General features: G+C 36.0%; 11 protein-coding genes and 1 tRNA gene. 7 read left to right on the forward strand and 5 right to left on the reverse strand.

The genetic code is table 11. The features are described 5' to 3' along the window. Positions 1–512: 512 nt before the first annotated feature. The gene (gene dnaG / locus ACICP6_RS04760) at positions 513–2,273 is read right to left on the reverse strand and encodes a DNA primase (protein WP_395462808.1); all 1,761 of its coding nucleotides are present in this window, start codon (positions 2,271–2,273) and stop codon (positions 513–515) included. Between the two features lie 168 nt (positions 2,274–2,441). Here dnaG and ubiG point away from each other — a divergent pair, with 168 nt between their 5' ends. Continuing rightward, entirely contained in the window at positions 2,442–3,611 is a 1,170-nt protein-coding gene (gene ubiG / locus ACICP6_RS04765; protein WP_395462809.1) for a bifunctional 2-polyprenyl-6-hydroxyphenol methylase/3-demethylubiquinol 3-O-methyltransferase UbiG, read from the forward strand. A gap of 45 nt (positions 3,612–3,656) precedes the next feature. Continuing rightward, positions 3,657–5,204: a methionine--tRNA ligase gene (gene metG / locus ACICP6_RS04770; RefSeq protein ID WP_395462810.1), complete on the forward strand. Its 1,548-nt coding sequence runs from the start codon at positions 3,657–3,659 to the stop codon at positions 5,202–5,204. Between the two features lie 21 nt (positions 5,205–5,225). Here metG and ACICP6_RS04775 read toward each other — a convergent pair whose 3' ends face one another. Then, positions 5,226–5,447 (reverse strand): hypothetical protein, encoded by a 222-nt coding sequence (locus ACICP6_RS04775; protein WP_395462811.1) that lies wholly within the window; start codon positions 5,445–5,447, stop codon positions 5,226–5,228. A 111-nt stretch (positions 5,448–5,558) separates the two neighbouring features. Between ACICP6_RS04775 and ACICP6_RS04780 the strand changes: the two genes are divergently transcribed. Next, positions 5,559–6,385 (forward strand): IS5 family transposase gene (locus ACICP6_RS04780; RefSeq protein WP_395462622.1). Its coding sequence is split into 2 segments (ribosomal slippage): positions 5,559–5,946 and positions 5,946–6,385, totalling 828 coding nucleotides; the frame shifts between segments, so codons are not numbered across the junction. Here the strand turns inward: ACICP6_RS04780 and ACICP6_RS04785 are convergent. Together ACICP6_RS04785 and ACICP6_RS04790 are read right to left on the reverse strand one after the other, a co-directional pair. Continuing rightward, on the reverse strand, positions 6,378–7,325 hold the full coding sequence (locus tag ACICP6_RS04785; protein WP_395462812.1) for a hypothetical protein: 948 nt from the start codon (positions 7,323–7,325) through the stop codon (positions 6,378–6,380). The two genes, ACICP6_RS04780 and ACICP6_RS04785, sit on opposite strands and share 8 nt — an antisense overlap. A 118-nt stretch (positions 7,326–7,443) precedes the next feature. Continuing rightward, positions 7,444–8,895 carry a replicative DNA helicase gene (locus ACICP6_RS04790; protein WP_395462813.1) on the reverse strand — a complete coding sequence of 484 codons (1,452 nt, stop codon included), beginning with the start codon at positions 8,893–8,895 and terminating at the stop codon, positions 7,444–7,446. 111 nt (positions 8,896–9,006) lie between these two features. On the opposite strand from ACICP6_RS04790, the gene ACICP6_RS04795 reads away from it, so the two are divergent. From ACICP6_RS04795 to ACICP6_RS04810, 4 genes are all read left to right on the forward strand, one after another. Next, a tRNA-Leu gene (locus ACICP6_RS04795) sits at positions 9,007–9,089 on the forward strand. Positions 9,090–9,113: 24 nt separating this feature from the next. Continuing rightward, positions 9,114–9,710 (forward strand): RDD family protein, encoded by a 597-nt coding sequence (locus ACICP6_RS04800; RefSeq protein WP_395462814.1) that lies wholly within the window; start codon positions 9,114–9,116, stop codon positions 9,708–9,710. Between the two features lie 722 nt (positions 9,711–10,432). Next, a complete protein-coding gene (locus ACICP6_RS04805) occupies positions 10,433–12,925 on the forward strand; it encodes an ankyrin repeat domain-containing protein (RefSeq protein ID WP_395462815.1) in 2,493 nt (830 codons plus the stop codon). Between the two features lie 62 nt (positions 12,926–12,987). Next, positions 12,988–13,986 (forward strand): pyruvate dehydrogenase complex E1 component subunit beta, encoded by a 999-nt coding sequence (locus tag ACICP6_RS04810; RefSeq protein ID WP_395462816.1) that lies wholly within the window; start codon positions 12,988–12,990, stop codon positions 13,984–13,986. A 57-nt stretch (positions 13,987–14,043) separates the two neighbouring features. Here the strand turns inward: ACICP6_RS04810 and ACICP6_RS04815 are convergent, their stop codons facing one another. Further along, the gene (locus ACICP6_RS04815) at positions 14,044–14,391 is read right to left on the reverse strand and encodes a TrbC/VirB2 family protein (RefSeq protein WP_395462817.1); all 348 of its coding nucleotides are present in this window, start codon (positions 14,389–14,391) and stop codon (positions 14,044–14,046) included. Positions 14,392–14,489: the final 98 nt, after the last annotated feature.

Here is a 14,489-nt window from a genome sequence, read left to right on the forward strand (position 1 = left end):
AGTACTGGCGTTTTTTATGTTTTAAACCCCTGACAAGAGAGATTCAGCCGCTTTTAATCGCTACTAACCTACGCTGCAAGTGTTTAAGAAGTTTACCAAGCAGAAAAAAAGACAAAGAAAACCCGAGTTAGCTAGTCCTTTACTATCTCTGTCGAGTATTGGCATTTTTTGATGTCTTGTAACGCTTTGTAAGCGCGTTCAGCTTATTTAGGTATAAACCTAGATGTAGATGAAGTTTTGTAAAGACATACAGTACCTATGTACTGCAAAAAATTGAACATAAGACGCCGATACATTAAGTAATCCTTACCTTTTAATCTGCAGATTGGCGAAAGCAAATACAATAGCTTCACTTCCATGATAAGAGGACTGGCGGAGTTTGTCAAGTCGTTTTTGTACTTAATTTCCCCCCGTTTTATGGCTTGGATGCCACTTGCTTCTTGGAGGCCTATGTTCGTATAGTTATGCGTTGGAATGGCAGAAAAATCTAATGATAATTAATTATGGCGATCTCACTTTTGAATAAACTCCATTTGCATCTCCTGCATATTATCTTCTATTTGCTTTATTTGTTCTATCAACCTTTCCTCTAAGTCAAAATTACCGTTCATCCTTGCTTCGATTCTTTCTTTTTGTAATGCATTCAATTCTTTTAATAACACTATGTTATTCCACACAATTTCCGCGGACTTTCTCTCGTTCAATTGACTATTTAGTATGCTAGTTTTTTCAAATATAAACTTTATGGTTTTATTAACGTTAAATTCCTCCAATTCTTGTAATAAAACTTCTTTATTGAGCTCGCTTTCATTATTTGTCACATCAATTATATGCTGTTGTAATCTTTTTATCTCTGTACTAGTAAATTCAAAATGAGAAAATTGCTCAAAACACATAGGATGGCTTAAGATTTCAGGGAATTCTAAGGTTATACGTAAAATTATAGCCTGATTTTGCTCTGCTTCAATCAACTCTGGAGATTTGCTGTACAGATATTCACCTTTTGTTGCTCTAATTTTACTATTAAAAATCTGCTTTTTAAAGCCAACCCTTAATGCATTAGCTTTACTATAAAAGTAATCTCTATAATACCTTCTAATACTGCTGTTACCGATAGCATTTACATACTCCATAAACTTATGCTCAAGAATTGAATATTTTTCCGGAGCAAGGTTTTCATAATTTTGCAAATTGCTATCGACTATGTGATGCCATAAATATTCAGAATGGAGTTTTGTTGAATGGTCAAGCATAGTCAATATGTCTTCTTTCTTGTATTCCAGTTCGTTACATATATCGTATGGGTCTTTACTGCTCGGCAAAGTCACAAACTTCAATGTGTACCCAGGCTCTAATATGGGCAGAGCAAGTTCTGCAACTCGGGTAGCAGCACGATACCCAGCACTATCGCCATCCATACAGATGGAGATTTCTTTAGTAAATCTCCATAGATTTTTTATCTGCTCTGCAGAAATTGCAGTGCCAAGCGGAGCAACTGTATTGCTAATTCCCGCTTGATGTAGTGCTATCACATCCATATACCCTTCAACAACAAATACGTGTTGTTTTTTGCGTATTTCGCTCAAAGCAAAGTTTAATCCATATAAGTTTTCTCTTTTCCTAAAGAGCTGACTCTCTGGGCTGTTTAAATATTTCGGCTGTTGCTCAGAACTCAGCGCACGTCCACCAAAACCAATAACTTTGCCTGCGATGTTATATATAGGAAATATCAGCCGATCACGAAAATAATCATAAAAACTTTTATTTATTAAACCAACATCGGTCAAAATTTCGTTTTCAATACCGGAAGAGTTCAAATACTCTTTCAAACCAGAGCTTGGTGCATAACCTATCTTAAATTTACCTATGATTTTAGGTGAGATCTTACGCTGCTTTAAATAATCCTCAACACCTTGATTTTTTTCTGCAAACCAACTTGCAGCTAAATCAAGCGCTAAAAATAGTTTGTTGTCTTCCTTGGTAATATTAAGATTTTTAGGCAGTTCAACACCTGTAACTGATGCTAATTTTTCCATTGCTTCTTTAAAGCTTAGCCCTTCAGTTTGTGAAATAAACTCAAACACATCACCATGAGCCGAGCAACCAAAACAGTGGTACAATCCTCTAGTATTACTCACCGAAAAAGAGGGAGTTTTTTCATGATGAAATGGACATAGTCCAACAAAACTATCCCCTCTTTTTATTAGCCTGACTTTCTTACCTACTATGTCAGATAATAATAATTTTGATTTTATAATATCTATGTGATCCATTTTATTGAATTAGTAGTAGGATAAAAATTATATAGAATTTATGCACATTTGACTCGAAATTTATTTCGTATGTTTAGAACCTCCAAAAGATCAAGAGTATTAAAATGGCTTGACAGAAAAATCAAAATAAATTACCCATATAAATATCCTTAAGTCATAATTTCTTATATGTCAGATGTAATATCAATTGCTTCAGACCATGCCGGTTATAAATTAAAATCAGAAATCAAGCCTTACTTGGAAACCCTAGGTTACGAAGTGATAGATCACGGCTGCACTGCTAAGCAAAAGTGTGTAGATTATCCAGACTATGCCGTCAAAGTTGTAGAAGACATAGCAAACAAAAAAGCAAATTACGGGATATTAATTTGTGGTACAGGCTTAGGTATGAGCGTTATAGCGAATCGCTTTGAAGGAATTCACGCCGTTTTATGCAATAGTGTTGAGATTGCAAGATTAGCTCGCGATCATGGCAATGCAAATGTACTATGCCTTGGTGCAAGGTTCACTGCTAATGAATTAGCAAAGGACATAGTCAAACAATTCCTAGAAACAGAATTTTCAAAAGAAAGCAGACATAAAAAACGCCTTGATAAACTCAATAATATCAGTTCTCTGAACAAGAAAAAAAAAACTTATAACGAAGATGAAGTATCAAAATTTGCTAAAATGGCAGGCGAGTGGTGGAATGAAAATGGCAAGTTTAAGCCATTACACATGATGAATCCTGTTAGAGTATCTTACATCATTGAGAAAATAAAAGAGTTAAAAAAATGTGATTTAAAAGAATTATCATTACTTGATGTTGGTTGCGGTGGTGGCATTTTGTCGGAGTCAATGGCTCGTGTTGGTATTAACGTTTCGGGAATAGATATATGTGAGGAAAACATAAAAGTAGCGCGTTCACATGCGAAAAAAGTAGGATTAAATATAGAGTATATGCACACCAGTATCGAAGAGCTAAACAATAACAAAAAATACGATGTGGTTTTATTGATGGAAGTAGTTGAGCATGTAGATAATTTAGAATTCTTTATGAGAAAAGCAATAGAATTGCTAAAACCAGAAGGGCTAATCTTTATATCCACAATAAACAGAACTATAAAGTCCTTCTGTCTTGCAATAATTGGTGCAGAGTACATACTAAATTGGTTACCGAAGGGCACGCATAACTGGAATAAATTTTCCACACCGTCAGAAATTGCAAACTACTTAAGAGAAAATAATGTAACACTACAAAACATGGCTGGCATAGAGTACAATGTAATAAAACGTGAGTGGAATTTAACTAAAGGTGTGGATGTTAATTATATACTCTGCGGTTTGATGAGCAGTTGATTTTTACCGTTAGTGCAGATAAGATAAGACTTTAAGCGCCACACAATGAAGCAATTCGAGAACCTTTATATCACCACGCCAATATATTATGTAAACGACAAGCCACATATCGGTCATGCATACACTTCTCTCCTGTGTGACGTGGTGGCAAGATTCATGAAACTAGCTGGAAAAAATGTCAAATTTACCACAGGCACAGATGAGCATGGACAAAAAATCGAAAAAGCAGCTAAAGCAAAGGAAATGCAGCCAAAAGAATTTACAGATGAAGTAAGCATTTCATTTAAAGAATTAGCTGAGTTTATGAATTTCCAATATGACGATTTTATTCGCACCACAGAAGAACGTCATGAAAAAGCAGTAATAGCTTTATGGAATAGGCTTGAAGAGAGAGGACAAATATATTTGGATTCCTATTCGGGTTGGTATTCAATTCGTGATGAAGCATTTTATCAGGAATCAGAGTTAATAGATGGCAAAGCACCAACAGGTGCTGAGGTTGAGTGGGTAAAAGAAGAGAGCTACTTTTTTCGCTTGTCAAACTGGCAAGACAAATTGCTTGAGCTATATGAAAATCAACCAAATTTTATCTTTCCTGAGAGCAGAAAAAATGAAGTGGTATCGTTTGTAAAATCAGGACTTACTGACCTTTCAATTTCTCGCACTAGTTTTAATTGGGGAATAAAAGTGCCAGGAAATGGCAAACATGTAATTTATGTTTGGATCGATGCGCTGACTAATTATATCACATCAGTGAATTTTCCTAATACTGAAGATAATGAATACAAACAATTTTGGACAAATGATAGTTCTTTCAATGTTCATGTAATTGGTAAAGACATATTGCGCTTTCACGCTGTATATTGGCCAGCAATTCTTCTTGCTGCAGATTTGCCACTGCCAAAACAAATTGCAGTTCATGGTTGGTGGTTAAACGAGGGGGAAAAAATATCCAAGTCTCTTGGTAATGTCATAGATCCAATTGGCTTGGCTGAGGAGCTTGGCATTGATCAACTGCGCTATTTTCTCCTGAGGGAAGCAAGCTTCGGTCAGGATGGTAATTTCAGTAAGAAAAACATGATCAGTCGTATAAACTCAGAACTGGCAAACAATATAGGCAATTTAGTACAAAGAACGATTTCATTTTTGCACAAACAATGCTCTGGAATTGTACCAATAATCGATCAAAGCCTACTTAAAGGTGAAGAAAGTCTGCCAAATTGCAAAGCTATACTAGGTCAAGTGATGGACCATTTATCAAAGTATGAATTTAACCAGATTATACTTCTAATTATCAACATCTCTTCTGAAGCCAATGCCTACATAGACAAAAGTGCACCCTGGACACTAAGCAAAACTGACAGAGAGCGCATGAATTTAGTAATCTACAAGTTACTGGAATACATAAGAATAATTGGCACTTTATTGCAGCCAATTGTGCCAAAATCAGCGGAGATGATACTAAATCAATTGCAAATCCCGAAAGAGCAACGTGATTTAAAATCTTTGTGCGACACGTGCGTAGGTTTAGGCACTACATTGCCTAAACCTACGCCGGTTTTTTTGAGGTTTGATGTTAAAGTGGAGAAATAACTTTCCCTCTTATAAACGAGACTAGTTACTCATACTAACTGTAGGCAAAGCACAGCACAAATTTACATTACCTAGGTTTGTCTTTACTTCATATTCATTTATAGAGCAAGGGGTTGATGTTTCATTTTTTGCCGTATGCTTGTTACTACCTCTGGTTACCTTACAATTCCGTGCAGGACCATTAGCACCAATTGTGTTGTTACTCTCTTCATAAAACATAGTTGGAAGAACACCACCATCCATAGTTTCTGATTTACGTAAATCCTTATACCATTGAGGCTCATCGTTAGCACTAGACTTCTTTCAAAATTGGCAAACAAGGGAAAAGAAGTATAAAATCAGATATTTTAAGGTATGAGATATAAAGAAATAGAAAAGTTGGAAGGAAAGAAATTTAGGCGCTTAACAGGGGAAAAAAAGGGAACATTTAAGCGAATGGTGGAAATTTTGGATGAGGAGGATAAAAGAAAAAAAGCTAGAAGTGGAAGAAAAAGCAAACTTTGCGTAGAAGATAGGTTGCTTATGGCATTAGAATATATGAGGGAATATCGAACGTATTTCCACATTGGTCAAAGTTATGGCATGAGTGAAAGTAACTGTTTCAAAATAATAAGATGGGTAGAAGACACGCTAATAAAACATCCAGATTTTTCATTACCGGGAAAAAAAGAGCTATTAAAGGGTAATGTAGAATATGAAGTTTTGGTAATAGATGGAACTGAAACACCAGTAGAGAGGCCAAAAAAAAGCAAAAATGCTTCTACTCTGGAAAGAAAAAAAGGCATACTATAAAAACGCAAGTAGTAGCAGAGAAGAAGAGTAAAAAAGTAATATGTACATCTTTCTCGAAAGGTAGGAAACACGATTTTCGGATATTTAGGGAATCAAAGGTAGCAATATTGCCGGAAACTAAAATCTTAGCTGATGCCGGCTACAGAGGAATGCAAAAAATACATAAAAATGTTGTATTACCTCACAGGAAAACGAAAAAGAATCCGTTAAGCAAAGAACAAAAAAAAGAGAACAGAACACTTATGAGCCAAAGGGCAATTGTTGAAAACGTAATTGGCTTATTAAAAAGGTTTAAAATCATTTCCGATAGATATAGAAACCGACGAAAACGTTTTGGTTTAAGATTTAATTTGATTGCTGCTATCCACAATTTTGAGCTCCTTACGTGAATTTTGAAAGAAGTCTACTCTTATTCGCACCACTAATAAAGTTACTTATGTTAACCAATAAATTGCGAGGAACAGAGAGTATTCTACCCACTACACTCTGAGACTCGTTTTTATTATTTGTGTTATCTTCTTCAGACATACCAAAATTATTTTTGGCAAACTTTTTAGCATCAGCTAGTGTTTTGCTATACTCATCAATCTGACATTGCATAGTAAGTCTTGGACAAGTAGACGATAAGTTTGGGATTGATGCACCACTTTTAGTACTATTAGTAGAATTACCTACTGCATTAGATGAGTTGTCGGCAACAGTAAATCCTCCATTGGCAGCGATATATGTTGCTCCTGCTAATAATCCTGCTCCTCCTGCTATACAGCCTGCTGTTTTTAAACTAGGAATCCAATTACGTGCCTTCTCTTTACCCCATGCAGCCCAACCTTGATTATCTTTATACGGAAGAGCGATAATGTCAGGAACTGAACTCAATTTATACGGAAGTTCAATAACGTCAGGAAGTAAACCCTCAGCCTTCAACTCTGCCTTTGCATTTTTTTCTTCCTGCTTCCTTTGAGCTACACGGCTTTCAAAATTTTTATCCGGAAGTGCAATAACGTCAGGAACCGAACTCAATTTATACGGAAGTGCAATAACGTCAGGAACTGGATCCCTAGCTTTTGCCTCTTCTTCTTTCCTTTGAGCCACACGACTTTCAAACTTCTCTTGTTGAGAAATAGTGTTGTTTTTGTTAATTGCTACAGCTGAAAGTGCAATAGTTGCAGCAGAAAATATGGCAAGGCCTACAAGACCTGCAATAAGTGGAAGACTCGCATTAAAAACTGCAACTGCAGTTAAGACACCAACTACTACAGATGATACCAGAGCTAAAGTAGCCAGAGCACCAGCTATAATATAGAGAGTAGTTTTTTTTAATATAGTCATTGTATACCTCACTAAAATAATTAATTTATTATTAAAGATTGTAGCACAAATAAAAAGGTAAGTCAATTTTATTAATAAATTAATAAACTATGGCGAGTTAACAAAAGACCGCTGAAGGCTATGAACTATGCCTTTCCGTATAATCTTTAAATGCACCTCTGTTAGAGTCAAAATATAACTTCACACTGCCAATCGGCCCATTTCTCTGCTTTGCAATAACGAGCTCTGCAACATTTCTAATTTTCTCCATTTTCTCCTGCCATTCTCGATGTTTATTGCTTCCTTCACTTGGCTGCTTTCTTAGTTCATAATACTCCTCTCTATAGAGAAACATTACTATATCTGCATCCTGCTCTATGCTTCCTGAATCACGTAAATCAGAAAGTTGTGGCTTTTTGTCGTCTCTTTGCTCAACAGAACGAGAAAGCTGCGATAGTGCAACAACGGGAATATTCAGCTCTTTTGCAATTGCTTTTAACCCTTGTGTCACTTCCGAGATTTCTTGCACTCTATTTTCATTACTTCTCTTTGTTGTTCCTCTGATTAACTGCAGATAATCAATAAATACCACTCCTATATTGTATAATTGATACAACAAACGTATTCTGGTACGAAGGGCACTAATTGATAGTGCGGGGGTGTCGTCTATGATGAAAGGCAATTCAGATAACTCTGTACTGGCACTGATAAATTCATGTAATTCAAAATCACTAATTCTTCCAGTTAATGCCTTATAATAACTAATTCCTGAATCTATAGTAATCAATCTTGCAGTTAATTGCTCTGCTGACATTTCAAGTGAGAAAAATGCCACAAAGTGTTGTTTATCTGTTTTTTTTTGCAAAACTTTACAAGCATTAAGTGCAATGTTCAGTGCTAGTGCTGTCTTACCCATAGAAGGCCTTGCAGCTAGAATTAGTAAATCAGATTTTTGTAGACCACCAAGAAGCTGATTTAAATCTTGAAGTCCGGTTGTAATGCCCAGTGCTTCTGGGTTATTTTTTAGCGTGCTGATTTTTTCAACCACATCTTTAATCGAACTTGCAAGCTTTATATACGTCTTCTCACCTTGCTTTTTTACTGCCAAGTTGAACAATTTTGTCATTGCTTGTTCAATTTGCGCCTGTGCAGGGTTTTCAATATCGTAGTTGTAGCTATCGCCAACTATTTCTTGCCCGAGCTTAATTAAGCATCTCCTTAGATAAGTATCACGGATTATTCTAGTCAAACTATAGATATCAAGTGCAATACTTGCCTTCGCTGCAAGCTTTGCTAAGTACTCTACCCCACCACATTCGGTAAATGCTTGGTCGTTCTCAAAAAACATCTTGAGGCTCAGCTCATTAGCAACTATGCCGTGTTTTCTGGTTTTGGATATTTGTGTAAAAATACTTTGATGTAGTGGATCATAGAAATTCTCTGCTGTGATTGTATCTTCAACTGCATCACAAATTCTATTATCACGAATCATTGCACCAATAAGCATTTGTTCAGCTTCTAAATTATGCGGTAATTTGCATATTTCCTTGTCTACACTTCTTGAATCGATGAGATCAGCTAATTCATTCATTTTAAGTTTTCAGAGTAACTATCAACTATTGTAGAATATTTAGTCCTCATTTGAAAGATATAAAGGCAAAAAAATTTGACTAATCCTGTGTTGCCTATAGCATTGAAGCAGGCCCCTGTGGTGGAATGGTAGACACGGCAGACTCAAAATCTGCTGCTTGCAAAAGTGTGCTGGTTCAAGTCCGGCCAGGGGCACGTAAAATATTGGAAAGCGCGTATATGTTACACAAATTTTTTGACCGTTTATTTTCTATTCTCTCTTCTATAAATGTTATTCAAAAGGTAAAAAAAGATGAGAATGGAATATGTTATGTAACAGGACTTAGGCGCTATATATCAGTGTTGCTCGATTTGATTATTATCGTTTTATTCTTGCAGTTTTGCAACCAAGCCTTAAATCAGCTTTTTATGAATTCAGAGGATAGCAAGATATCAAGCCAGATTGCTGCAAAATACCAAATGCAAGCGCCACTGTCTGCAGAAGAAAAGACAATGCAGAGTAGACTTGGTAAACTATGGATCCTAAATCAAGTAGTCCAATTTATTATGCTTTTTAGTTATGTGGTATATATGTGGGCAAGGTTTGCTGCTACACCTGGAAAACTATTACTTGGGCTCAGAGTTGTGGATGCACAAACTTTCGAAAAAATGACCTTAAGGCAAGCAACAAAGAGATTTTTTTCCCTCATACTATCAGTAGCACCATTATTCTTGGGCTTTCTATGGTCAAATTTCAACAAACGCTGTCAAACTTGGCACGATAAGATCGCAGGCACAGTGGTTGTCACTAATAAAAGCCTCAGAAGACAGGGCTAAAAACCACTTGACAAACTCCGCCAGCCCTCTTATCATAGTACTGAAGCTATTTTATTTAACTTCGCAATCTCTGCAGCGGATTAAAATGACAAGAAAACTTGTATTTGGCGTACTATTGTTTAATTTTTTGCACTATGTGCACCGTATGTCTTTATAAAATTTCTAGGTTTTTACCTACATAAGCTGAAACGCGCTTATAAAGCGTTCAAGACATCACCTAACGTCAAATTTTAAAATAGAGAGTGTAATAACTAGCTACCACGGGATTTCTTTGCCTTTTTTTTCTGCCTAGTAAATTTCTTAGCATTTAAGCTAAGGGTCTGTTGCAGTTTAAAAGTCGCTAAATTGCAGCGTTTAAGACTTAAAAAACGCCAATACAGAAAATAGATATTAATCGGGGTATCTTTTGCCTTTTTTTTTAGATTGGTGAAAAATTTAACTAATTTCGTTTCCTGCATAACCATTGTTTGAGTAAAAAGTTACTCCTTCAAGTAACTGAAACTGGGCCTTTTTTTCCTAGATCCCAGTGTCACGCACTGGGATGACAAAAGGAAGGAGCTACCCGGATAACACCCTTATGGTGGAAATTGCTCTCAAACTACAATGTTCGTACAGTTGTGTTAGCTACTTGGATGACAGACAAGAAAATGTTTATGACTAATTTTTAGATCAAACATGGAATTTTGATAAATTTAACCTTTTTATGAAACTATACAGCAACAATGAACAGGTTAGGTGCGAGAGTTATGACGATAGAAAAGGAAAAGTTTTTTGAAATACTAAAAGAAGTAAGTCTTAGTCAAGGGCTGAATGAGGATAATTTATTTAAAAGGATAGGGGATAAGCTAAGAGAGATAAACTCAGGAGTGTATAACACGTATAGTGGTTCACAGGACAATGTGCTGCTTAATAAGCTATTCATGATACAACATTCAAATAAAATTGTAAATTATACATTGCTACATCTTGCTGTAGAATGTGAAAGTGTACCAATAGTAAAACTCCTACTAGCAAAGAAAGTAAAAGTTGATGCACAAATATCGGGTGATGTTAATTCTAAATTCACTGCTTTGCACATTGCTGCTTTGCATGGTCATCAAGAGATAATGCAGCTTTTACTAGATAATCACGCAAATCCTTTACTAAAAGATAGTAAAGACCAAACTCCAAGAAATATGGTTGGTGATATAGCAAATAAGAATATCATAATAGAAATGTTAAAGGGAGGAGAACAACGTTATGCTACAAGTCAATCTGAGGCAAGAGCTACAAGAAGACAAACTTATGGAAGAGAGCAGAATGACGAAACTCAAGAAGTAAAATCAGTAGCGGAAAGAGCGCAAGCATGGAATGCAAGAAATCAGAAAGAGGACAATGGAACTTTGCAAAAGGTAGAACAACAACTTGCCAATAATCAGAAGCGCATAAAACAAACTGATTTGCACAATCAACATACAGAACAGCGCGATACTACACATAATGGTGAACAGACCTCTTTAAATAAAAGTAGTAGTAGTAACGACAGTGGAATATATATTGAAGCAGATGAATCTGAAGCTTTAAGCCAATCTATATTAGAAGATGGAGAAGACATTGATGCACAAGATGAAAATGGACGGACCCTTTTACATCATGCTGCTGGATCTAATCGCATAGAAGTGGTAAAATATCTAGTAGAAAGTGGAGCAAACGTTAAAGCAATAGATAAAGATGGACGGACCCCTTTACATTTTGCTGCTGCATTTAGTAATTTAGAGACAGTAAAATATCTAGTAGAAAATAGAGCAAACGTTAAAGCAATAGATAAAGATGGACGGACCCCTTTACATTTTGCTGCTGCATATGGTCATGTAAAGATTGCAAAGTATCTAATAGATAATAGAGCAAGTGTCAATGCAAGAGATAAAGCTAAGTATACTCCCTTATATTATGCGGTTGCAAATGACAAAGAAAAATCAGCCAAGCTTTTGATAAAGCATGGAGCGGATCGCTCATTGATAAAGGATGAAGACCTAATAGATAGACTAAATAGTATGCGTGGTCAGCTATCTGAGGTTGTATCTAGTACTTCTTCTTATCCCAAAACGAACAACGTAACGAAAGCTCAAGAAAAAGCAGAAAAGGTTAAAAAACTTAGAGTTAAGTTAAAAAGATCACGTGCTAAACATGAGACTAGGTTAGAAGCACTAGAGAAACAAATCCAAAAAGAGAATAAATTGCTAGAACAAAAAATACAAAAACTAGAAAATGAAAACGCAACACTTAAGGATAAATTAGACAAAACAGAAAGTCAGCATTCCAAAGAAAATGAAGCGTTGCTAGAAAAAGCGCAAGAGGAGCTAACAAAATCAAAGGATTGCGTCGCTGGGCATGAGACTAGATTGGAAGCACTTAATGAAGAAAATGAATCACTAAGAAATGAAAATGCAACGCTTAATAGTAAATTAGGCGAAACAAAACGCCAGCATTCTAAGACAGAAGCGTTGTTAAGAAAAGCGCAAAAGGAACTAGAAGAATTAAAAAGTAGAGCAGGTGTTGGTGCAACAAACGAAGGTTGGACTCCTTTGCATAGTGCTGTTAAAATCAGCGATGTAAATGTAACAAAAGATATATTAAAAACAGGCAAAATAGATCTTAATGCAACAGATAAAGATGGATGGACTCTTTTACACTATGCTGCACACGATGATCATTTAGATAAAGTAAAATATCTAGTAGAAGAGGGAGCAGACTTTGAAATAAAGGACAAAAATGGAAAGAGTCCTTTACATCTTGCTGCTATGTATGGTCACCTAGAGGTGGTAAAATATCTAGTAGAAGAGGGAGCAAATCTTGAAGCACGAGATAAAAGTGGAAAGAGTCCTTTAGATCTTGCTACTGGTGAGCAACACAATGAAGTAGTAAAATACTTGCAGAAAAAAATCAAGAGTAGAACGGGTTTAAATGAAGGTGAATTAGAAAAAACAGGAAAAAAACAATTCTCCTCAAAAGTTGCCTATGCAAGTCTTGCAGCTATGTTAGTAGTAGGTGCTGCTCTTAGCATTGCTTCCGGCTTATCTGCTCTGTTAGTAATTGCAACTTCTGTAGCATCTGCGTTGATAGCTGGTGGCATTGCATACACAATGTCAAAACCCATTGCTGAACCAAAACCTGACACTGAATTGAAAGAAGTAGCTATTCAAGGTTCAGTACAACATGATGTTTGTAAAATTTAATTTGTACGCTTCCCGGTAATTTTGATATAATTACTTCAGCTAAAATCTATAAAAGTTTACAAATGGCAACCTTAAGTGTAAGAGAAGCTTTATGCACAGCAATCAGAGAAGAAATGCAAAACGACCCTGATGTGTTTATTATGGGTGAAGAAGTTGCAGAGTATGATGGTGCTTATAAAGTAACGAAAGGATTATTAAAAGAGTTCGGAGAAAATAGGGTAGTTGATACACCTATTACCGAGCATGGATTTGCTGGTCTTGCTGTTGGAGCAGCATTCGCTGGATTAAAGCCAATCGTAGAATTTATGACTTTTAATTTTTCCATGCAGGCTATCGACCAAATTGTGAATTCCGCAGCAAAAACAAATTATATGTCAGGTGGACAACTTGGATGCCCTATAGTATTTCGTGGACCAAATGGCGCTGCAGCAAGAGTTGCTGCACAACACTCTCAATGCTTTGCATCTTGGTATTCACACGTACCAGGATTAAAAGTAATAGCGCCTTATTTTGCTTCCGATTGTAGGGGTCTGCTTAAAGCTGCAATTCGTAACCCTAATCCGGTAATATTCTTAGAAAATGAGATAGCTTACGGACATGAGCATGAAGTTTCTGACTCTGAGCTGTCAAATAAAGATTATCTACTAGAAATAGGCAAAGCTGCTGTTATACGGAAAGGAAAGGATGTAACTATTACCGCTTTCTCATTGAAATTAATGGACGCTTTAAATGCAGCAGATTTACTTTCTGACGAAGGCATAGAAGCTGAAGTTATTGACCTCAGGACTTTAAGACCACTTGACACTGAAACTGTTATTAACTCTATTCAGAAGACTAATAGGTTAGTCAGTGTAGAAGAAGGATGGCCATTTGCAGGAATAGGAGCAGAGCTTTCGGCTGTTGTTATGGAACAGGGATTTGACTACCTTGATGCTCCAGTTGTACGTGTAACTGGCAAGGATATCCCCCTACCCTATGCTGCAAATCTAGAAAAAAAAGCACTGCCACAAGTGGAAGATATAGTTGAAGCTGTGCATCAAGTCTGTTTTAGAAAAAAATAATTTTTAACTTCTAATACAATATATAAAAGCAATTTACTGGCAAAATGTTATCGGAATTTATTTCTGTTTGTCCACTCCACATTGGTCCATCAAAGAAGTATTTCCACCTATACCACCCATTACCTTTGTCACAATAGTTTTAGCCCCGAAAAACACAGCACAAAATACACCGAGTGCAAAAAGAGCTGGCCATGGCATTCTACCAAATATCGCAAGTAAAGCCGCACCTATTATTACTACGGTCATAAGCGGTCCACCTATTCCCCAAACGTAGCCAATAATATTACATATTACTTGAGCAGTTGTATCATCACTAGCTTTAGTATCAGCGTTGCTACTATGAGAAAAAGAAATAAATAATATTATAAAAAAAGCATTGAAAATTCTCTTGATCGTAGGGTTCATCCCTATACCTTAAATTTAGATATCGTAATTATATCTAAAATAGTATAATTTTTAGTAAAAAGATTAGGCAAGCCTGCAGTTATAGCTAACCCAAAATG

The organism is Wolbachia endosymbiont of Cantharis cryptica (assembly GCF_964277405.1).
Classification (GTDB): Bacteria; Pseudomonadota; Alphaproteobacteria; order Rickettsiales; family Anaplasmataceae; genus Wolbachia.

Coding starts and splice junctions, on each gene's coding strand:
- metG (WP_395462810.1), top strand. CDS start 3,657: ATGAAGCAATTCGAGAACCTTTATATCACCACGCCAATATATTATGTA.
- ACICP6_RS04800 (WP_395462814.1), top strand. CDS start 9,114: ATGTTACACAAATTTTTTGACCGTTTATTTTCTATTCTCTCTTCTATA.
- ubiG (WP_395462809.1), top strand. CDS start 2,442: ATGTCAGATGTAATATCAATTGCTTCAGACCATGCCGGTTATAAATTA.
- dnaG (WP_395462808.1), bottom strand. CDS start 2,273: ATGGATCACATAGATATTATAAAATCAAAATTATTATTATCTGACATA.
- ACICP6_RS04810 (WP_395462816.1), top strand. CDS start 12,988: ATGGCAACCTTAAGTGTAAGAGAAGCTTTATGCACAGCAATCAGAGAA.
- ACICP6_RS04805 (WP_395462815.1), top strand. CDS start 10,433: ATGAACAGGTTAGGTGCGAGAGTTATGACGATAGAAAAGGAAAAGTTT.
- ACICP6_RS04775 (WP_395462811.1), bottom strand. CDS start 5,447: ATGGATGGTGGTGTTCTTCCAACTATGTTTTATGAAGAGAGTAACAAC.
- ACICP6_RS04815 (WP_395462817.1), bottom strand. CDS start 14,391: ATGAACCCTACGATCAAGAGAATTTTCAATGCTTTTTTTATAATATTA.
- ACICP6_RS04790 (WP_395462813.1), bottom strand. CDS start 8,895: ATGAATGAATTAGCTGATCTCATCGATTCAAGAAGTGTAGACAAGGAA.
- ACICP6_RS04785 (WP_395462812.1), bottom strand. CDS start 7,325: ATGACTATATTAAAAAAAACTACTCTCTATATTATAGCTGGTGCTCTG.